The following is a 20,249-nucleotide window of genomic DNA, read 5'->3' as shown; positions in this document are numbered from 1 at the left end:
CTGACGCGAGCGCCCCGTGGCGCGCCGAATCATTCGGTGCGGATGTTGGACACGGCCGGGCGGGCACAGCCTGTTGAGCTCGGCCGTTGAGCTCGGCCATTGAGCTCGGCCGGTCGGGCGCCGCCGGTCGGGCGCCGCCGGTCAGGCGCCGCCGGTCGGGCACGGCCGGTCAAGCACGGCGGGATAAGCGCGGCCGGTCAGGCACGAAGCGCGAACGGTCCGCATCAAGCTTGCGCCGTGTGGCGAACGCGCCGATTCCGAGCCGCAGGCGCGATCGCCCGCCCGCGCGCCGGCCCCCATCCGGCGCGGCCGGTTGACTGCGGCCGGTTCGACACGACGCGCCGCTGGCCCGCATCGGCAGCCGCGCTCGAATCGCCCCGCCGGCCCCGTGCGTCGTGCGGCGCGCATGTCGATGCGGCGAGCGCGCAGTCGTCATTTCTTTTCAACGTCACCGTGCCAACGGCGCGCCGTCATCGCGAGCGGCCGCCCCGTCTCGAGCAGCGTCTTCAGGCTCGACAGCACGACGGGCCAGCCCATCCTGATTCCGCGGTCCATGTCCGAATCCGGCACGAGATTCTCGTGCTTCACGGTGAGGCGCACCGCGTCGTCCATGAACGGCTCGACGGCGAACGTCACGCGCGTGTCCTCGCTGCCGGTCGGAAATCGCCACGAGATCACGAGCCGGCTCGGCGAATCGTTCTCGATCACGTCGCCGACGAGATCGACCGTGCGCGGATCGTCGTAATCCTGGTGCTCCCAGCGCGAACCGGGCTTCCAGTCCGGCGACGCGTTGCGGTGCCGGCACCAGTACTCCTTCGTCAGCTCCGCGTTGGTGAGCGCATCGAACACGCGCTCGGGCGTCGATGCGATGTATGTCACGTACACATAAGCGGGGTCAGCCATCGTCGTCTCCCTGTCCTCATCGGTGCGGGCCGCGCCGGGCCCGCGTTGCGGATTGGCGAGCGCCTGCGGGCGGCGCCCGAGCTTGCCGATCCGGCGCTCGGCGGTTTCGTCGATCTCGTCGATCTCGTCGATCTCGTCGAGCGCGGCGAGCGCGGCGAGCGGCTCGGAATTCGGGTCATCCAATTTCTGGCGGCCGCGCGCCGCACGCTCGCTGCGGTATTCACACCCTCGAAGCACGTCTCGCACGTGCCGCCCCGTCGATTGCCGACGCCTCGCGGCGCGTCGCCGGTGTTATGGCGAACCTATCGGCGAGTTCTTTGTCCAGCCGCTTTCGGCAAGCTCTTCGGCAAGCTCTTCGGCAAGCTCTTCGGCAAGCTCTTCGGCAAGCTCTTCGGCAAGCTCTTCGGCAAGCTCTTCGGCAAGCTCTTCGGCAAGCTCTTCGGCAAGCTCTTCGGCAAGCTCTTCGGCAAGCTCTTCGGCAAGCTCTTCGGCAAGCTCTTCGGCAAGCTCTTCGGCAAGCTCTTCGGCAAGCTCTTCGGCAAGCTCTTCGGCAAGCTCTTCGGCAAGCTCTTCGGCAAGCTCTTCGACAAGCTCTTCGACGAGCCCCTCTCCCCCCCTCGACAAGCCGTTCGCCGAGCCCTCCGCCGGGTTCGGTTCACGTCGGCCGTCGCGCGCGGCGTATGCGGCGAATCGCGCCGGCAACGGTGCGCGTGGGCCGCGCGCGCATCGAATGCGAGGTCGTCGAACGCCGGGCGGCACGGCTTCATTTTGCGACCTGAAAGTAGCGCGTCAAGCACCGTTACGCTGCTGACAATACGTTGTCAGCAGGCTCCGCGCACACTGCGAAGCCGTCGCGCCGCGACGCGGGTTTCCGGGGCGGACTCCCCCGCACATCAACGTACAAGGAGCTTGCAATGACTACCGCAAACAGCGAACGCGTGATCGCCTGGTTCGACATTCCGTCAGTCGATTTCGACCGCGCGATCCGCTTCTACGAGACCGTGCTGCAAACGGCGTTGCAGCGCGAGGTGATCGGCGGCGTGCCGACCGCGGTCTTCGTGCATCCGGAGGCGGCCACGGGCGGCGCGGTCGTCTACGATCCGCAGCGACTGAAGCCGGGCGCGGACGGCACCGTCGTCTACCTGAACGCGAACGGCCCGGTGACGGCCGCGCTCGAGCGTGCGAAGCGCGCGGGCGGCATTGTGCAGGGCTCGGTGATCGAGCTGCCGAACAACTACGGCTACATCGGCTATCTCGTCGACACCGAAGGCAATCGCGTCGGCCTGCATTCGCTCAAATGCAGCTGAGCGCGTCGCCGGTGAGATGCGTGCTTGCGCCGACGGGCAGAACGTCGGCCGCGCGAGCCGGGACGCGCCGCGCCGGCGCGCATGCGGCAGCGTGCGAGCCGGCGTGGAGAATGGCCTTCGGCATGGTGTCGGTGTCGGTGTCGACGCCGAAGACGGTGGCGGGAACGGCGACGAAGGCGGAAGCGGCAATCGCCAACCGCACGGCGGCGCGTGCGGCTGGGGAAACGGCGGCGGCGGTGTCGGTGTTGGCGGTGTTGGCGGTGTTGGCGGTGTTGGCGGTGTTGGCGGTGTTGGCGGTGTTGGCGGTGTTGGCGGTGTTGGCGACGTTGGCGACGTTGGCGACGTTGGCGGCAGCGGCGTCAGCGGCGTCAGCGTCAGCGCCAGCGCCAGCGTCGACATCAGCATCGACGTCGACATCACCCCCGATGACGGCCGTAGCGCCGCCGACATCGAAGCACGTGCAATCGCCCGCCGCAACGATCGCGCACATCGGATCGCCTACGAAAACCGCGCGCGCCCGCCGTCGCGCGCGGCGCTATCATCGCGGCATTGCCCCCCTCGTTCCCACTCTCGAAGGCTCGCGATGACGCGCCGCGCCGACCGTCTGTTCCAGATCGCCGAATTGCTGCGCGGCCGCCGCCTGACGACCGCGCAGCAACTCGCCGACTGGCTGTCGGTATCGCCGCGCACCGTGTATCGCGACGTGCGCGACCTGCAACTGTCGGGCGTGCCGATCGAAGGCGAAGCCGGGATCGGCTACCGCCTGAACCGCGCGGCGAGCCTGCCGCCCCTCACGTTCACCGCGGAAGAGCTCGCCGCGCTCGCGGCGGGCGCGCGGATGCTCGAGACGTGGGGCGGCGCGCGCTTCGCGGGCGGCGCGCGTTCGGCGCTCGCGAAGATCGCGTCGGCGATGCCCGCCGACAAGCGCGCGACGCTCGACCGGCTCGCGGTGTTCGCGCCGTCGTTTCACATCGACCGCGCGTTCTCGGAGAAAGTGGATGCGCTGCACGAAGCGGTCGACGGCCGCCGCGTCGTGAGCTTCGCGTACTGCGACCGGCTCGGCGCGCGGACGACGCGCCGCGTGTGGCCGCTCGGGCTCGTGTACTGGGGCGGGCGCTGGACGATCGGCGCGTGGTGCGAACTGCGCGAGGACTTCCGCACGTTCGACATCGCGCGCATGAACGAGGTCGCGGTGCACGACCCGTTTCCGGATCAGGAGGGCAAGCGGCTCGCCGACTATCTGCGCAAGGCGAACGCGCCCGTGCGCTGAACGCGGCGCAATCGCGCCGCGCGATCTCGAATGCCCGCAAAACGCGTCGCGGCGAGTCGCGAGTCGCGAATTGTGAGTTGCGAGCCACCACTCGCAATTCACGCGGCGCCCCCGCCCGGCACGAAATTGAAAACGAAGAAAACGGAGGAATCAGAGCACAAGCGGCGGCGACCCAAGCGCGCCGGCCGCACGGCGCGATCCGCGTCGCCGCCGCGCCGCCGCGCCGGCGCCCGCACACAAAAGAAAAGCGCCGGATCGACGCGCCCCTTTCGGAGCGCACGCCGACCGGCGCGATGCTGCCGCGCGGCGCGCGCCCGTCCGCCGGCCGGGCGCACGCGCGCCGCGTCACTCGACCGACTTCACCATGTCCTCGATCACCTTCTTCGCGTCGCCGAAGACCATCATCGTCTTGTCCATGTAGAAGAGCTCGTTGTCGAGGCCCGCGTAGCCCGCCGCCATCGACCGCTTGTTGACGATCACCGTGCGCGCCTTGTACGCCTCGATGATCGGCATCCCCGCGATCGGCGATTTCGGATCGTTCTTCGCCGCCGGATTCACGACGTCGTTCGCGCCGAGCACGAGCACGACGTCCACCTGCCCGAATTCGCCGTTGATGTCCTCCATCTCGTGGACGATCTCGTACGGCACTTCGGCTTCCGCGAGCAGCACGTTCATGTGGCCCGGCATCCGCCCCGCGACCGGATGAATCGCGTAGCGCACGTCGATGCCCTTCTCGACGAGCTTGTCGGTCAGCTCCTTCAGCGCGTGCTGAGCGCGCGCCACCGCCAGGCCATAGCCCGGCACGATCACGACCGATTCGGCGTTGCCGAGCATGAACGACGCGTCCTCCGCCGAGCCCGACTTCACCGGCCGCTGTTCCTTCTCGCCGCCCGCCGACGCCGCGCCCGCATCGCCGCCGAAGCCGCCCAGGATCACGTTGAAGAACGAGCGGTTCATCGCGTGGCACATGATGTACGACAGGATCGCGCCCGACGAGCCGACGAGCGAGCCCGCGATGATCAGCATCGCGTTGTTCAGCGAGAAGCCGATGCCCGCCGCCGCCCACCCCGAGTACGAGTTCAGCATCGACACGACGACCGGCATGTCCGCGCCGCCGATCGGAATGATGATCAGCACGCCGAGCGCGAACGCGATCGCCGTCATGATTCCGAACGGCAGCCACGATTGCGTGAGGAAGAACAGAGCGCCGAAGCCGAGCATCGCGAGCGCGAGCATCAGGTTCACCAGATGCTGGCCCGGATAGACGACGGGCGCGCCCTGGAACAGCCGGAACTTGTACTTGCCCGACAGCTTGCCGAACGCGATCACCGAGCCGGAGAACGTGATCGCGCCGACGAACGTGCCGATGAACAACTCGATCCGGTTGCCGTACGGGATGAAGTTCGGCGAGCTCGCGTCCTGCGGCACGAGCCCGAACGCCTCCGGCTCCGCGACCACCGCGACCGCGATGCACACGGCCGCGAGACCGATCAGCGAGTGCATCGCCGCGACGAGCTCGGGCATCTTCGTCATCTCGACGCGCGCGGCGATCACCGAGCCCACCGCGCCGCCGATCACGAGCGCGCCGAACACGAGCCCGAGCCCGAGCGGCAGGTTCGCGCCGAGCCACGCGGCCTGCTTCGCGATCAGCGCGACGGTGGTCAGGATCGCGATCGCCATCCCGACCATTCCGAATAGATTGCCTCGTCTAGCGCTCTTCGGATTCGACAGCCCCTTGAGCGCCTGGATGAAGCACACCGACGCGACGAGGTACAGCAACGTGACGACGTTCATGCTCATCGCGCGCCCTCCTTCGCCTTGCCGCCCGCCTGCTTCGGCTCCTTCTTCTTGAACATCTCGAGCATGCGCCTCGTCACGAGGAAGCCGCCGAACACGTTGACCGCCGCGAGCGCGACGGCGAGCGTGCCGAACACCTTGCCGACGCCGCCCAGCGTGAGCGCGGCCGCGAGCATCGCGCCGACGATCACGATCGCCGAGATCGCGTTCGTCACCGCCATCAGCGGCGTATGCAGCGCGGGCGTCACGTTCCACACCACGTGGTAGCCGACGTACACCGCCAGCACGAAGATGATCACGTTGATGACCGTGTGATTGATGATCTCCATGGCCTCCTCCCGTTATTTGCGCACGACTTCGCCGTCGCGGCACAAAAGCGTCGCGGCCACGATGTCGTCCGAAAGATCGATGTTGAGCGCGCCTTCCTTCGTGACGATCAGCTTCAGGAAGTCGAACAGGTTGCGCGCGTAGAGCGACGACGCGTCGGCGGGCACCATCGCGGCCAGGTTCGTGTAGCCCGCGATCGTCACCCCTTGGTGCACGATCACCTGATCGGCGACGGTGAGCGGGCAGTTGCCGCTCTTCCTGCCGTCGAATTCGGGGCCGCGGCCCGCCGCGAGATCGACGAGCACCGAGCCCGGCTTCATCGACTGCACGGTCTCGACGGAGATCAGCGTCGGCGCGGCGCGGCCCGGAATCAGCGCGGTGGTGATCACGATGTCGGCCTGCTTCGCGCGATCGTGCACGAGCGCCGCCTGCCGGCCGAGCCACGACGCCGGCATCGGCCGCGCGTAGCCGCCGACGCCTTGCGCGGCATCGCGCTCTTCTTGCGTTTCGTAAGGAACGTCGAGAAATTTCGCGCCGAGCGATTCGATCTGCTCCTTCACCGCCGGGCGCACGTCGGACGCCTCGATCACGGCGCCCAGGCGCTTCGCGGTCGCGATCGCCTGCAGGCCCGCGACGCCCGCGCCGAGCACGAGCACCCGCGCGGCCTTCACGGTGCCCGCGGCCGTCATCAGCATCGGAAAGAAGCGCGGATACAGCGTCGCGGCGACGAGCACCGCCTTGTAGCCGGCGATGTTCGCCTGCGACGACAGCACGTCGAGGCTCTGCGCGCGCGTCGTGCGCGGCGCGGCTTCGAGCGCGAAGCCCGTCACGCCCGCCGCCGCGAGGCGCGCCGCCTGCTCGGCGTTGAACGGCTCGAGCATGCCGACCAGCACCGAGCCTCGCTTCAGATGCCCGTTCTCGGCGTCGGTCGGCGCCTGGACCTTCAGCACGATGTCCGCGGCGAACGCGGCGGCCGCATCGGCGAGCTCCGCGCCGGCCGCCGCATACGCGTCGTCCGGAAAGCTCGCGGCCGTGCCCGCGCCGCGCTCGACCGTGACGCGGTGGCCGGCCGCCGCGTATTTCTTGACCGTCTCCGGCGTCACCGCCACGCGCGCCTCGTTCGCCCGCGTTTCGGCAGGCACTCCGATATGCATCGTCGATCCCTCCTCTTCGTTTGTTCTACTGCGACGGCGAGCCGGAAGACTGACATACCGGCTCGAAGGCAACGGCTGTTTCAGGCGCCACTTTAACCGAAAGCGGTGACGATTCATCAATGCGACCCCTTTCCGGCGGCCGCGCCCGTGCGCATCGGCAACGCCCGCAGTTGCGCCGGGGTCGGAACCGCGCTATACGCGCATTCGGCAGCCGCGCGGCGCAACCGGTAAAATGCGCGGCTATGAAACCCGAAATCTGGACCCCGCACGTGACGGTCGCCGCGATCGTCGAACGCGACGGGCGCTTTCTCGTGATCGAAGAACAAACGTCGTCCGGCCTGCGCATCAACCAGCCGGCGGGCCACCTCGAAGCCGGCGAGACGCTCGTCGAAGCGGTGATCCGCGAGACGCTCGAGGAAACCGCGCATCCGTTCGAGCCGGACGCGCTCGTCGGCGTGTATCTCGCGCACTACGCACGCCCGGCGAGCGCCGGCGCGACCTACCTGCGCTTCACGTTCTGCGGCCGCGCGGGCGTCGAGCACGCCGATCGCGCGCTCGACGCCGGCATCGTCCGCACGCTGTGGATGACGCCCGAGGAACTGCGCGCCTGCGAGGATCGCCACCGCTCGCCCGCGGTGATGCGTTGCGTCGACGACTACCTCGCCGGCCGCCGCGTGCCGCTCGATTTCGTGCATACGCATTCGGTCGCGCCGTATCGCGCGGCCCCGGATCATCAGGCGGTGGGCAAATGACGAAGCGTCGAGTCGTGGTGGGCATGTCGGGCGGCGTCGATTCGTCGGTGACGGCGTGGCTCTTGAAGGAACAGGGCTACGACGTCGTCGGCCTCTTCATGAAGAACTGGGAGGACGACGACGACGGCGAATACTGCTCGACGCGGCAGGATTGGATCGACGTCGTGTCGGTCGCGGACCTGATCGGCATCGACGTCGAGGCCGTCAATTTCGCGGCCGAATACAAGGACCGGGTATTCGCCGAGTTCCTGCGCGAATACTCGGCGGGCCGCACGCCGAACCCGGACGTGCTGTGCAACGCCGAGATCAAGTTCAAGGCGTTCCTCGATCACGCGATGTCGCTCGGCGCGGAAACGATCGCGACCGGCCACTACGCGCGCGTGCGCGAGCGCGACGGCCGCTTCGAGCTGCTGAAGGCGCTCGATCATACGAAAGACCAGTCGTACTTCCTGCATCGCCTCAATCAGGCGCAACTGTCGAAGACGATGTTCCCGCTCGGCGAGATCCCGAAGACGAAGGTCCGCGAGATCGCCGCGCAGATCGGGCTGCCGAACGCGAAGAAGAAGGATTCGACGGGCATCTGCTTCATCGGCGAGCGCCCGTTCCGCGATTTCCTGAACCGCTATCTGCCGACGAAACCCGGCCCGATGAAGACGCCCGACGGCAAGACGGTCGGCGAGCACATCGGCCTCGCGTTCTACACGTTCGGCCAGAGGAAGGGCATCGGGCTCGGCGGCAGCAAGGACGGCAGCGGCGAGCCGTGGTTCGTCGCGGCGAAGGACATTGCGTCGAACACGCTCTACGTCGTGCAGGGCCACGATCATCCGTGGCTGCGCTCGCGTGAGCTCGTCGCGGGCAACGTCAGCTGGGTCGCGGGCGAGCCGCCCGCCGACGGCGCGCGGTGCGGCGCGAAAACCCGTTATCGGCAGGCCGACGCGGCTTGCATGTTCGGCCGAGCCGCGCCGGATCGAGGCGCGTCAAGCCGGGCCGGGCAAGGCCGAGCCGCGCCGGGCGCCGGCGCACCGCCTGCCGGCGCGACCGACGCCGGCGGCGAGCGCTTCTCGCTCACGTTCGACGAGCCGCAATGGGCCGTCACGCCCGGCCAGTCGGCCGTGCTGTACGACGGCGACGTGTGCCTCGGCGGCGGGATCATCGAGTCCGCGGCGACGGAACGCCCCGACGCCGCCCCCAAGGGCCGCGCAAGCGCGCTCGCCGAAGCGCGCTGAACCCCGATCGGTTTAGACTTGCGGCACGCGAGGCACGCCGCGCCGGCCGGGCGCCGTGCGCGCGCGCCGCCGCGCCTGCCGCCGACGCGCGGCGGCATCCGAAAAACGATATGGAGTCCCCATGCTTTCTCGACGCTATCTCGCGATGTGGTGCGCGCTCGCCCTCTTCGCGGCCGTCGCCGTGCTCGCGGCGCGGCACACGATCTCGTGGCTGTGGATCGTGCCCGTCGCCGCGCTCGTCGCGCTCGGCCTGTACGACCTGAAGCAGGACCGCCACGCGATCCTGCGCAACTATCCGCTCTGGGGCCATCTGCGCTTCCTGTTCGAATTCATCCGCCCCGAAATCCGCCAGTACTTCGTCGAGGACGATACCGACGAAAAACCGTTCTCGCGCGCGCAGCGCAGCCTCGTCTACCAGCGCGCGAAGAACGTCGCCGACAACCGGCCCTACGGCACCGAGCTCGACGTGAAGGCGGTCGCGCACGAATGGATCAGCCATTCGCTCGCGCCGACGAAGCTCGACGGCCACGACTTCCGGGTGCGCGTGGGCGCGACGCGCGAGCAGCCGTACGACATCTCGATCTTCAACATCTCGGCGATGAGCTTCGGCGCGCTGTCGGCGAACGCGATCCGCGCGCTCAATCTCGGCGCGAAGCAAGGCGGCTTCGCGCACGACACGGGCGAAGGCTCGCTGTCGAAATATCACCGCGAGCATGGCGGCGACATCATCTGGGAGATCGGCTCCGGCTACTTCGGCTGCCGCCGCGACGACGGCACGTTCGATCCGGACACATTCGAGAAGCAGGCGCGCGCCCCGCAGGTGAAGATGATCGAGGTGAAGCTGTCGCAAGGCGCGAAGCCCGGCCACGGCGGCGTGCTGCCCGCCGCCAAGATCACGCCCGAGATCGCCGAGACGCGCGGCGTGCCGATGGGCAAGGATTGCGTGTCGCCCGCCGCGCACTCGGCGTTCTCGACGCCGCGCGGGCTGCTCGAATTCGTCGACCGGCTGCGCGAGCTGTCCGGCGGCAAGCCGACGGGCTTCAAGCTGTGCGTCGGCCATCCGTGGGAATTCTTCGGGATCGCGAAGGCGATGCTCGAGACGGGCATCGTGCCGGACTTCATCGTCGTCGACGGCGCGGAAGGCGGCACCGGCGCGGCGCCCCTCGAATTCACCGATCACGTCGGCGTGCCGCTGCAGGAAGGGCTTCTCCTCGTGCACAACACGCTCGTCGGGATCGGGCTGCGCGAGCGGGTGAAGCTCGGCGCGAGCGGCAAGATCATCACCGCGTTCGATATCGCGCGCACGCTCGCGATCGGCGCGGACTGGGTGAACTCGGCGCGCGGCTTCATGTTCGCGGTCGGCTGCATCCAGGCGCAGCACTGCCACACCGACCGCTGCCCGACGGGCGTCGCGACGCAGGACCCGGTGCGCCAGCGCGCGCTCGTCGTGCCGGACAAGGCGGAGCGCGTCCACAACTTCCATCGCAACACGCTGCACGCGCTGCAGGAGCTCGTGCAGGCGGCGGGGCTGTCGCACCCGTCCGAGCTGCGCGCGCATCACATCGTGCAGCGCGTCGCGCCGCACGAAGTGCGGCTGATGTCGCAACTGCTCAAGTATCTGGAGCCGGGCGCGCTGCTGAACGGCGGCCATTGCGGCTTCTCGCTGTACGAGACGTGGTGGCCCGTCGCGCGCAGCGATTCGTTCTCGCCCGGCGAGGCCGTATACGCGCGCGTCGACAAGCGCGCGCCGGCGCGCGCGTAGCCGCATCGCGCGAAGCGTCGCGACGGCGCGCGCGGCGAAGCGGTCGTGCGAATCGTCGCGGTGCGGCGGTGCGGCGGTGCGGCGGTGCGGCGGTGCGGCGGTGCGGCGGTGCGGCGGTGCGGCGGTGCGGCGGTGCGGCGGTGCGGCGGTGCGGCGGTGCGGCGGTGCGGGCAAATATGATGCGACGATCCACAGCCGATGCAACCGCCTACAGCCGTTGAACGGCGCGATCGCGAGCCGCGTTCCGAAACGCCGCGCCGTCAGCCGGCTCGCGCGACGCAGCTTCGCCCCGCGAACGCTCGATGCATCAAACGAAAACGCCCCATCCGGGGCGTTTTTTCGTCATCGCCGCGTGCGGCGACGCGTCACTGCGGAACCGTGTCGACGAACGTCTGGCGCTGCGCGAGCTTCGCGAAATGCTTGTCGAGATTCGAATGGCGCTCGCGCCAGTTGATCTCCGGCATCCGGAATTCGAGGTAGCCGAGCGCGCAGCCGAGCGCGATGTCGGCGAGCGTGTAGTGATTGCCGACGCACCACGTCTTGCCGGCGAGGCCCTGCGACATCGCGACGAGGCCGTCGTCGATCTTGCGCTGCTGGCGCGCGATCCACGCGTCGCTGCGCTGATGCGGCTCGCGCTGCACGTGCTCGATGCGGATCGCGACCGCCGCGTCGAGCACGCCGTCGCCGAGCGCCTCCCAGCACCGCACCTCGACGCGCTCGCGTCCGGACGGCGGAATCAGCTTGCCGACGGGCGAAAGCGTGTCGACGTATTCGCAGATCACGCGCGAATCGAACACGGCGGCGCCGTCTTCCATCACGAGGCACGGCACCTTGCCGAGCGGGTTCGACGCATGGATGTCGGTGTCCGGCGCCCAGACGTTTTCGAGCTCCAGCTTGTAGTCGATCTTCTTTTCAGCGAGCACGATTCGCGCCTTGCGGACGAACGGGCTGCTGAGCGAACCGATTAATTTCATCATCTGTCTTCTGTCGGGAATACCGCCCGAGAGTATACGTTGTCGCCGATCATAACCGGCCGTTGCGTCTGCGTTGATAATCGGCCGTCCGGCCTGTGGATGGTTTGCAACAATGACGCCCGCCGCGCGGGCCGGCAAGGCGGCGGCCGGCCTTGCTTCGGCCGCGGCCGCGCGGGCCGGGTCGCGGATTCGCGCCGACGTCCCGCGCCGACACGCCGGCCGCGCGCGACGCTCGACGGGCAGCGCGGCTTCGCGTCGCGCGCGGCGCGCTTTGTGTGTGCTTTCGCGTGCGCTGTTGCGCGCGCGGTTTCATGCGCGCACGGGCGCGGCGGGACGAGCCGCCCCGCGGCGTCCGCACGGCCGCCTCGCCCCCGTCGCGCGCGCGACCCGCGCGACGGCGCTACAATCGCGTGATGAATCAGCCGACCGAACCCGCCATCGCCCTCGACGTCCACCGCCAGCGCCGCGACCGCGTGCTGGCCAAGCTGCGCGCGCAAGGCGGCGGCGTCGCCATCGTGCCGACCGCGCCGGAAGTGCCCCGCAATCGCGACAGCGATTATCCGTACCGGCACGACAGCTACTTCCACTACCTGACGGGCTTCTCCGAGCCCGACGCGCTGCTCGTCCTCGACGCGTCGGCGGCGGGCGACGCGCCCCGCGCGATCCTCTTCTGCCGCGCGAAGAATCCCGAGCGCGAGATCTGGGAAGGGTTCCATTTCGGCCCCGAAGCCGCGCGCGACGCGTTCGGCTTCGACGCCGCGTTCCCGTACGACGCGCTCGACGCCGAGATGCCGCGCCTTCTCGCCGATGCGCACGCGCTCCACTACCGCTTCGGCGCGTCGGCCGAATTCGACGGCCGCCTGAACGGCTGGCTCGACGCGGTGCGCGCGCGCGCCCGCGCTGGCGTCGCCGCGCCCGGCGCCGCATTCGATCTCGAGCCGCTCCTCGACGACATGCGCCTCGTGAAAGATCCGCACGAGCAGGCGATCATGCGCCGCGCGGCCGAGATTTCAGCGCTCGCGCACCGCCGCGCGATGGCCGCGTGCCGTCCCGGGGTGCGCGAATACGAACTCGAGGCCGAGCTGCTCTACACGTTTCGCCGCCACGGCGCGCAATCGCCCGCCTACGGCTCGATCGTCGCGACGGGCGCGAACGCGTGCGTGCTCCACTATCCGGCCGGCAACACGATCGTCAAGGACGGCGACCTGATCCTGATCGACGCCGCCTGCGAGCTCGACGGCTACGCATCCGACATCACCCGCACGTTCCCGGCGAACGGCCGCTTCTCGGCCCCGCAGCGTGCGCTCTACGACATCGTGCTCGCCGCGCAGGAAGCGGCGATCGCGGCGACGCGCGCGGGCACGTCGTTCGACGCGCCGCACGACGCCGCGGTGCGCGTGCTCGCGCAGGGCATGCTCGACACCGGGCTCGTGCCGAAGGCGCGCTTCGCGAGCGTCGACGACGTGATCGCCGAGCGTGCGTACACGCGCTTCTACATGCACCGCACGGGCCATTGGCTCGGGATGGACGTGCACGACTGCGGCGACTACCGCGAGCGCGGCGCGCCGCGCGACGACGACGGCGCGCTGCCGTCGCGCGTGCTGCACGCGGGCATGGCGCTCACGATCGAGCCGGGCCTCTACGTGCGCCCGGCCGACGACGTGCCGCAGGCGTTCTGGGACATCGGCATCCGGATCGAGGACGACGCGTTCGTCACGCCGACGGGGTGCGAGCTGATCACGCGCGACGTGCCGGTGGCCGCCGACGAGATCGAGGCGCTGATGCGCGACGCGCAGACGCAAAGCGCCCGCCCGCAGCCATGACCCGCCCGCGCGCTTTCCTATCGAGACCCACGATTCAAGAACGATGACGACCGCCGCCCCCTCGCCCGCTTTCGACTTCGATATCGCGATCGTCGGCGCCGGGCCGGTCGGGCTTGCGCTCGCCGGCTGGCTCGCGCGGCGCAGCGCGACCCGCGCGCTGTCGGTCGCGCTCGTCGACGCGCGCGATCCCGACGCGAGCGCGAACGATCCGCGCGCGATCGCCGTGTCGCAAGGCAGCCGGATGCTGCTCGATACGCTCGGCTGGCCGGGCGACGCGACGCCGATCGAGCACATCCACGTCTCGCAGCGCGGCCATTTCGGCCGCACGCTGATCGATCGCGACGAGCACGATCTCGCCGCGCTCGGCTACGTCGTGCGCTACGGCTCGATCGTGCAGGCGCTCGCGCGCGCGGTGCGCGGCACGCCCGCGCACTGGTTCACGTCGACATCCGCGCATTCGCCGGCGCAGGACGCCGACGGCGTGACCGTCACGCTCGACACGCCGCAAGGCGCGCGCGCGCTGCGCGCGCGCGTGCTCGTGAACGCGGAAGGCGGCCTCTTCGACGACGGCAAGCGCAAGCTGACCGAGAGCGCGAAAAATCGCGACTATGGACAGACGGCGCTCGTCGGCACCGTCACGGTGTCGGCGCCGCGACCGCGCGTCGCCTGGGAGCGCTTCACCGGCGAAGGCCCGCTCGCGCTGCTGCCGCTCGGCGGCCCGCAACAGGCGGATTACGCGCTCGTCTGGTGCTGCGCGCCCGACGTCGCGCGGCGGCGCAGCGAATTGCCCGACGACGCGTTCCTGCAGGAACTCGGCGCGACGTTCGGCACGCGGATGGGACACTTCACGCGGATCGCCGGACGCGCGGCGTTCCCGCTCGGGCTCGCCGCGGCCGATACGCTCGTCGACGGCCGGGTCGCGATCGTCGGCAACGCCGCGCAGACGCTGCACCCGGTCGCGGGCCAAGGGCTGAACCTCGGGCTGCGCGACGCGCACACGCTCGCCGAGACGTTGTCCGAGCACGGCGCGACGCCGCTCGCGCTCGCGACGTTCAACGCGCGCCGCGCGCTCGACAGACGCTTCACGATCGGCGCGACCGATACGCTCGCCCGCCTGTTCACCATCGAGTCGCGCCCGCTCGCGGTGCTGCGCGGCGCGGCGCTCACCGCGCTCGAATTCGTGCCGCCGCTCAAGACGGCGATCGCGCGGCAGATGATGTTCGGACAGCGGCGCTGACGCGCACGGGCGCGGTCGTCGGCACGCGACCGTCGGTCATCGCCGGCGCGCGGCGATCGGTCGCCGAAGGCTGAATGTCGGCAGCCGGCGGCCCGGCCGATCGAATCGAAATCGAAAAGCAGGCCGCGCGCCGTTGCGGCCATGTTCGCTCGAGTCATCTCGAGCGATGCCCGCGAGCCGCGCGTCGTGCGATCCGGGAAACGGTTTCTTCGCCGAGCGATTCGGTCAAGCCGCGACCGGCGTTTTTCCGACGCAGTCGCGCGACGGGGCCGGCATCGAGCCTCTCATGCCGCACGCACGCTTTCCGCGTCGACGCCCATCCCGGCCGCCTCTCGCCGCGCCGCCGCCTTGCGCATCGAGACGCACGAGAAACGCGAGCGCGCGAGCGCCGTCACCGAAGCCGACGCCAACCGGCTTCGCGAGCTCGCGGCCCATTTCCCGCCGCATCGCAGCTACACCGCTTCGCAGGCGCGCACGATGCGTCATCCCACCTTCACGCAAGATTCATCGACGATTTAACGATTGCCGACAGTTGCCTAATTCGGCGGCACCGGCGGTTACGGTAAAATGCGCGTTTTCCCTTTTCCCGACGCCCCGCCCGCGCCCCGCGCGGGCGCTCCCATTGCGATGCCCGTCCTAGGCTCTCACGTTCTGCGCAACAACCTGTTCGTCGCCCCGATGGCGGGCGTCACGGACCGGCCGTTCCGCCAGCTGTGCAAGCGGCTCGGCGCGGGCTACGCCGTGTCCGAGATGGTCGCGTCGAACGCGCAGCTCTGGAAGAGCGAGAAGACGATGCGCCGCGCGAACCACGCGGGCGAAGTCGAGCCGATCGCGGTGCAGATCGCGGGCGCCGATCCGGCGATGATGGCCGAGGCCGCGCGTCACAACGTCGCGAACGGCGCGCAGATCATCGACATCAACATGGGCTGCCCGGCGAAGAAGGTCTGCAACGTCGCCGCCGGCTCGGCGCTCCTGCAGAACGAGCCGCTCGTGCAGCGGATCGTCGAGGCCGTCGTCGGCGCGGTCGGCGCGGGGCCCGACGCCGTGCCCGTCACGCTGAAGATCCGCACCGGCTGGGACCGCGAGCACAAGAACGCCATCACGATCGCGAAGCTCGCCGAGGCGGCCGGCATCTCGATGCTGACCGTGCACGGCAGAACCCGCGCCGACCTGTACCGCGGCGACGCCGAATACGACACGATCGCGGCCGTGAAGGCCGCCGTGCGCATTCCGGTCGTCGCGAACGGCGACATTACGTCGCCGCAAAAGGCGAAGGCGGTGCTCGACGCGACGGGCGCCGACGCGCTGATGATCGGCCGCGCCGCGCAAGGAAGGCCATGGCTCTTCCGCGAAATCGATCATTTCCTGCAAAGCGGCGAGCTCCTGCCGCCGCCGCGCATCGACGAAATCCGCCAGGTGATGAACGAGCACCTCGAGGATCACTACACGTTTTACGGCGAATTCACGGGAGTCCGTACTGCACGCAAGCACATCGGCTGGTACACTCGCGGCCTTTCCGGCGCCAACGGGTTCCGGCACCGGATGAACACGCTCGAAACCACCCGCGAGCAGCTTGCCGCCGTCAACGAATTCTTCGACGCGCAACAGGCGCTGTCCGACCGCCTCGTCTATGTCGACGACGAAGACGGCGGCCGCGGCGAGCCGGGCGATTCTAACCAGTTAGCAGCATGAGCAAGCACAACATCGAACAATGCGTCCGCGACAGCCTGGATGGCTACTTCCGGGATCTCGACGGCTCCAATCCGCACGACGTCTATGAAATGGTGATGTCGTGCGTCGAAAAGCCTATGCTCGAAGTCGTGCTCGAACAGGCGGGCGGCAACCAGTCGCTCGCCGCGGAGTACCTCGGCATCAATCGCAACACGCTGCGCAAGAAGCTGCAGCAGCACGGCCTGCTGTAGGCGGCCGAACCGTCCCCGTTTTCCTGGCTATTGGTGGTTCCATCATGATCAAGCAAGCGCTCATTTCCGTTTCCGACAAGACCGGCATCGTCGACTTCGCGAAAGCGCTGTCCGAGCTCGGCGTCAAGCTGCTGTCGACGGGCGGCACCGCGAAACTGCTCGCCGAAGCGGGCCTGCCCGTCACCGAAGTGGCCGACTACACCGGCTTCCCGGAAATGCTCGATGGGCGCGTGAAGACGCTGCACCCGAAGGTGCACGGCGGCATCCTCGCCCGCCGCGACCTGCCCGAGCACATGCAGGCGCTGGAACAGCACGGCATCCCGACGATCGACCTGCTCGTCGTGAACCTGTATCCGTTCGTCGCGACGATCGCGAAGGACGACTGCACGCTCGCCGACGCGATCGAGAACATCGACATCGGCGGCCCGACGATGCTGCGCTCCGCGGCGAAGAACCACCGCGACGTGACGGTCGTAGTCGACCCGGCCGACTACGCGGTCGTGCTCGACGAAATGAAGGCGAACGGCAACACGGTCGGCTACCCGACCAACTTCCGCCTCGCGACGAAGGTGTTCGCGCATACCGCGCAATACGACGGCGCGATCACGAACTACCTGACGAGCCTGACCGACGAGCTGAAGCATGCGTCGCGCAACGCGTACCCGGCGACGCTGAACCTCGCGTTCGACAAGGTGCAGGACCTGCGCTACGGCGAGAATCCGCACCAGAGCGCGGCGTTCTACCGCGACGTCGCGACGCCGGCCGGCGCGCTCGCGAACTACCGCCAGCTGCAGGGCAAGGAACTGTCGTACAACAACATCGCCGATTCGGACGCCGCGTGGGAATGCGTGAAGACGTTCAACGCGCCGGCGTGCGTGATCATCAAGCACGCGAACCCGTGCGGCGTCGCGGTCGGCAACGATTCGGCCGACGCGTACGCGAAGGCGTTCCAGACCGATCCGACGTCGGCGTTCGGCGGCATCATCGCGTTCAACCGGGAAGTCGACGAAGCCGCCGCGCAGGCGGTGGCGAAGCAGTTCGTCGAAGTGCTGATCGCGCCGTCGTTCTCGGATGCGGCCAAGCAGGTGTTCGCGGCGAAGCAGAACGTGCGTCTCCTCGAGATCGCGCTGGGCGACGGCCATAACGCGTTCGACCTGAAGCGCGTCGGCGGCGGCCTGCTCGTGCAGTCGCTCGATTCGAAGAACGTGCAGCCGCGCGAGCTGCGCGTCGTCACGAAGCGCCATCCGACGCCGAAGGAAATGGACGACCTCCTCTTCGCATGGCGCGTCGCGAAGTACGTGAAATCGAACGCGATCGTGTTCTGCGGCAACGGGATGACGCTCGGCGTCGGCGCGGGCCAGATGAGCCGCGTCGATTCGGCGCGCATCGCGAGCATCAAGGCGCAGAACGCGGGCCTCTCGCTGGCCGGCTCGGCGGTTGCGTCGGATGCGTTCTTCCCGTTCCGCGACGGCCTCGACGTCGTCGTCGCGGCGGGCGCGACCTGCGTGATCCAGCCGGGCGGCTCGGTGCGCGACGACGAGGTGATCGCCGCCGCCGACGAGCACAACATCGCGATGGTGGTGACGGGCGTGCGCCACTTCCGCCACTGATTCGTACGACGCAGCGTTTCCGGCGAAACCCGGCGGTGGATCACCGCCGGGTTTTTTATCGGTCGCGCGGAACCGATGCGTGGCGAGTGACGGGTCGGGACGGCGGCTCTTTGGCATGGCGGTCGTTGGCGGCGGCGGCTCGCTGTGGCCGTACGCGGCGGGCATCGTTGGCGGCGGCGGCTCGCTGCAGTCAGCGTAGGGCGGCAGCGGCTCGCTGCAGTCGTACGCTGCGGCCGTCGTTGGGTGGCAACGGCTCGCTGCGCGGCCGTTCCTTGCGGCGGTTTCCGTTGCAATGGCGCAGTGGTTCGTCGCGGCGCTTCTTCGAAGCGGCAAGCTCGGCGGCCCGGCCATTTGAAGCGATCGCTCGCGCGAAGCCGAATTCCGTCGGAAGCAACGCCGTGTTCGGCGCTCGGTATCTCGGTATCTCGGTATCTCGGCATCTCGGCATCTCGGCATCTCGGCATCTCGGCATCTCGACATCTCGACATCTCGACAGAGCGACAGCGCGACATCTCGGCATCGATTCAACCGACGGCTTCGCGCCGCTCGCACCCCGTTCCGGCGCTTGCCTCCCGACCGCACGCAACGAGCGTCCGGCGCCGGCCGCCGCGATCGCGCAGCGCTCGCATGATCCACGTTCGCCGCCCCGCTCGCGCGGCGTTGCGCCGTCCGCTTTCGCCGGGCTCCGGCGTCATTCGTGTAGTATCGGTCGCACATAGCTTTTCCGTTTCTCCATGCGAATCCTCGGCATCGACCCCGGCTTGCGCGTCACCGGCTTCGGCGTGATCGACGTCAGCGGCCATCGGCTCGCGTACGTCGCGAGCGGCGTGATCAAGACGCCCACCGCCGACCTGCCCACGCGGCTCGGCACGATCTACGACGGCGTCTCGACGCTGATCCGCGAGCACACGCCCGATCAGGCGTCGATCGAAAAAGTGTTCGTCAACGTCAATCCGCAATCGACGCTGCTCCTCGGCCAGGCGCGCGGCGCCGCCATTTGCGGGCTCGTGTCGGGCGGCCTGCCCGTCGCCGAGTACACCGCGCTGCAGCTCAAGCAGGCGGTGGTCGGCTACGGACGCGCGACGAAGGAGCAGATGCAGGAAATGGTCGCGCGCCTGCTGAGCCTGTCCGGACTGCCCGGCACCGACGCGGCCGACGCGCTCGGGATGGCGATCTGTCACGCGCACGGCGGCAACACGCTCAACACGCTCGGCGGCATCGCGCCCGCGCTCGCGAAGAAGGGGCTGCGCGTTCGGCGCGGGCGGCTCATCGGATAAGGCGGCCGGCTCGACGTGTGCCGCCCGCGCGGGTGGAAACCGTGTTTGCCCGGATCGATCCCGATCAACGAGACGGCTTTCGCGACGGCGCCCCAATGAAGAATCCCTGCCCGGCATCGTCCGCCAAGCCGGGATCGGGCTGACCATCCCATGGCGCCCGGCGACGCCAAGCGGATGCCGCCCGCTCCACCGCCCGCATCGGGCTTCGCGCGCGTTCGCGCCGCTGCCGCTCGCGCCCCGCGGTGCGCTACACTCGCGCTTTCCGTTCCGTCCCGCACTCGCCATGATCGGTCGCATCGCCGGCACCCTGCTTGAAAAGAACCCTCCGCACATCCTCGTCGACTGCAACGGCGTCGGCTATGAAGTCGACGTGCCGATGAGCACGTTCTACAACCTGCCGCACACGGGCGAGAAGGTCGTGCTGCTGACCCAGTTGATCGTCCGCGAGGACGCGCACCTGCTGTACGGCTTCCTCACGCCGCAGGAGCGCTCGACGTTCCGGGAACTGCTCAAGATCACGGGCGTCGGCGCGCGGATGGCGCTCGCCGTGCTGTCCGGGATGAGCGTCGCGGAGCTGTCGCAAGCGGTCACGCTGCAGGACGCCGCGCGCCTGACGCGCGTGCCGGGCATCGGCAAGAAGACAGCCGAGCGCCTGCTCCTCGAGCTCAAGGGCAAGCTCGGCGCAGATCTCGGCCCGCTCGCCGGCGCGGCCTCGCCTTCCGACCACGCGACCGACATCCTCAACGCACTTCTCGCGCTCGGCTATTCGGAAAAGGAAGCGCTCGCCGCGATCAAGAACGTGCCGGCCGGCACCGGCGTGTCCGAAGGCATCAAGCTGTCGCTCAAGGCGCTGTCGAAGGCGTAGCGGCTCGAACGGCGCGTCGTCGAAGACAGCTTCGCATGCCGTG

20 protein-coding genes are annotated in these 20,249 nt (G+C 69.1%); 13 read left to right on the top strand and 7 right to left on the bottom strand.

The genetic code is table 11. The features are described from left to right. Window positions 1-432: 432 nt before the first annotated feature. Window positions 433-903, bottom strand: a complete 471-nt coding sequence (locus WT60_RS04190) for an SRPBCC family protein (protein ID WP_038744358.1) — start codon at window positions 901-903, stop codon at window positions 433-435. A 291-nt stretch (window positions 904-1,194) separates the two neighbouring features. Beyond that, window positions 1,195-1,605 (bottom strand): hypothetical protein, encoded by a 411-nt coding sequence (locus WT60_RS04185; protein WP_145986727.1) that lies wholly within the window; start codon window positions 1,603-1,605, stop codon window positions 1,195-1,197. 212 nt (window positions 1,606-1,817) lie between these two features. Between WT60_RS04185 and WT60_RS04180 the strand changes: the two genes are divergently transcribed. After that, window positions 1,818-2,210, top strand: coding sequence for a VOC family protein (locus WT60_RS04180; protein ID WP_038755488.1), 393 nt, complete (start codon window positions 1,818-1,820; stop codon window positions 2,208-2,210). Here WT60_RS04180 and WT60_RS35550 read toward each other — a convergent pair. After that, the gene (locus tag WT60_RS35550; protein ID WP_060356312.1) at window positions 2,197-2,700 is read right to left on the bottom strand and encodes a hypothetical protein; all 504 of its coding nucleotides are present in this window, start codon (window positions 2,698-2,700) and stop codon (window positions 2,197-2,199) included. The genes WT60_RS04180 and WT60_RS35550 overlap by 14 nt on opposite strands. A gap of 93 nt (window positions 2,701-2,793) precedes the next feature. On the opposite strand from WT60_RS35550, the gene WT60_RS04170 reads away from it, so the two are divergent. Further along, window positions 2,794-3,480: a YafY family protein gene (locus WT60_RS04170; RefSeq protein WP_060356313.1), complete on the top strand. Its 687-nt coding sequence runs from the start codon at window positions 2,794-2,796 to the stop codon at window positions 3,478-3,480. 345 nt (window positions 3,481-3,825) lie between these two features. Here the strand turns inward: WT60_RS04170 and WT60_RS04165 are convergent, their stop codons facing one another. Genes WT60_RS04165 through WT60_RS04155 form a run of 3 tightly spaced genes read right to left on the bottom strand, consistent with a single transcriptional unit; the run spans window position 3,826 to window position 6,758 of the window. Beyond that, window positions 3,826-5,280, bottom strand: a complete 1,455-nt coding sequence (locus tag WT60_RS04165; RefSeq protein WP_038755482.1) for an NAD(P)(+) transhydrogenase (Re/Si-specific) subunit beta — start codon at window positions 5,278-5,280, stop codon at window positions 3,826-3,828. Continuing rightward, a complete protein-coding gene (locus tag WT60_RS04160) occupies window positions 5,277-5,606 on the bottom strand; it encodes an NAD(P) transhydrogenase subunit alpha (RefSeq protein WP_038755481.1) in 330 nt (109 codons plus the stop codon). Before WT60_RS04160 ends, WT60_RS04165 begins: the two co-directional genes overlap by 4 nt. Before the next feature lie 12 nt (window positions 5,607-5,618). Further along, window positions 5,619-6,758: a Re/Si-specific NAD(P)(+) transhydrogenase subunit alpha gene (locus WT60_RS04155; protein ID WP_060356314.1), complete on the bottom strand. Its 1,140-nt coding sequence runs from the start codon at window positions 6,756-6,758 to the stop codon at window positions 5,619-5,621. Between the two features lie 242 nt (window positions 6,759-7,000). On the opposite strand from WT60_RS04155, the gene WT60_RS04150 reads away from it, so the two are divergent. The 3 genes from WT60_RS04150 (at window position 7,001) to WT60_RS04140 (ending at window position 10,498) form a co-directional block, all read left to right on the top strand. Continuing rightward, window positions 7,001-7,510 (top strand): NUDIX hydrolase, encoded by a 510-nt coding sequence (locus WT60_RS04150; protein WP_059583377.1) that lies wholly within the window; start codon window positions 7,001-7,003, stop codon window positions 7,508-7,510. Next, on the top strand, window positions 7,507-8,736 hold the full coding sequence (gene mnmA / locus WT60_RS04145; protein ID WP_060356315.1) for a tRNA 2-thiouridine(34) synthase MnmA: 1,230 nt from the start codon (window positions 7,507-7,509) through the stop codon (window positions 8,734-8,736). Before WT60_RS04150 ends, mnmA begins: the two co-directional genes overlap by 4 nt. Before the next feature lie 121 nt (window positions 8,737-8,857). Next, a complete protein-coding gene (locus WT60_RS04140; protein ID WP_038755473.1) occupies window positions 8,858-10,498 on the top strand; it encodes an FMN-binding glutamate synthase family protein in 1,641 nt (546 codons plus the stop codon). A 365-nt stretch (window positions 10,499-10,863) separates the two neighbouring features. Here WT60_RS04140 and WT60_RS04130 read toward each other — a convergent pair whose 3' ends face one another. Next, a complete protein-coding gene (locus tag WT60_RS04130) occupies window positions 10,864-11,475 on the bottom strand; it encodes a glutathione S-transferase N-terminal domain-containing protein (protein WP_038754142.1) in 612 nt (203 codons plus the stop codon). Between the two features lie 410 nt (window positions 11,476-11,885). Here WT60_RS04130 and WT60_RS04125 point away from each other — a divergent pair, with 410 nt between their 5' ends. The 8 genes from WT60_RS04125 to ruvA all read left to right on the top strand — a co-directional run bounded on the left by WT60_RS04125 (window position 11,886) and on the right by ruvA (window position 20,206). Next, window positions 11,886-13,295, top strand: a complete 1,410-nt coding sequence (locus WT60_RS04125; RefSeq protein ID WP_060356316.1) for an aminopeptidase P N-terminal domain-containing protein — start codon at window positions 11,886-11,888, stop codon at window positions 13,293-13,295. Between the two features lie 43 nt (window positions 13,296-13,338). Continuing rightward, a complete protein-coding gene (locus WT60_RS04120; RefSeq protein ID WP_038754148.1) occupies window positions 13,339-14,532 on the top strand; it encodes a UbiH/UbiF/VisC/COQ6 family ubiquinone biosynthesis hydroxylase in 1,194 nt (397 codons plus the stop codon). Window positions 14,533-14,673: 141 nt separating this feature from the next. Then, complete coding sequence (locus tag WT60_RS33380) at window positions 14,674-15,051, top strand: hypothetical protein (protein WP_145986725.1); 378 nt, start codon at window positions 14,674-14,676, stop codon at window positions 15,049-15,051. 108 nt (window positions 15,052-15,159) lie between these two features. Beyond that, on the top strand, window positions 15,160-16,224 hold the full coding sequence (dusB, locus tag WT60_RS04115) for a tRNA dihydrouridine synthase DusB (protein ID WP_059646222.1): 1,065 nt from the start codon (window positions 15,160-15,162) through the stop codon (window positions 16,222-16,224). Next, entirely contained in the window at window positions 16,221-16,454 is a 234-nt protein-coding gene (locus WT60_RS04110; protein ID WP_004194052.1) for a Fis family transcriptional regulator, read from the top strand. Before dusB ends, WT60_RS04110 begins: the two co-directional genes overlap by 4 nt. Before the next feature lie 44 nt (window positions 16,455-16,498). Continuing rightward, complete coding sequence (gene purH / locus WT60_RS04105; protein ID WP_038754153.1) at window positions 16,499-18,064, top strand: bifunctional phosphoribosylaminoimidazolecarboxamide formyltransferase/IMP cyclohydrolase; 1,566 nt, start codon at window positions 16,499-16,501, stop codon at window positions 18,062-18,064. Between the two features lie 734 nt (window positions 18,065-18,798). Then, window positions 18,799-19,341 (top strand): crossover junction endodeoxyribonuclease RuvC, encoded by a 543-nt coding sequence (ruvC, locus tag WT60_RS04095; protein WP_038754156.1) that lies wholly within the window; start codon window positions 18,799-18,801, stop codon window positions 19,339-19,341. A gap of 283 nt (window positions 19,342-19,624) precedes the next feature. After that, a complete protein-coding gene (ruvA, locus tag WT60_RS04090) occupies window positions 19,625-20,206 on the top strand; it encodes a Holliday junction branch migration protein RuvA (protein WP_038754159.1) in 582 nt (193 codons plus the stop codon). Window positions 20,207-20,249: the final 43 nt, after the last annotated feature.

It is taken from the genome of Burkholderia sp. MSMB617WGS (genome assembly GCF_001532025.2).
In the GTDB taxonomy this organism is placed as follows: Bacteria; Pseudomonadota; Gammaproteobacteria; order Burkholderiales; family Burkholderiaceae; genus Burkholderia; species Burkholderia savannae.
The sequence above is the reverse complement of the archived record's forward strand: the minus strand, read 5'-3'. Positions and strand labels throughout refer to the sequence as shown.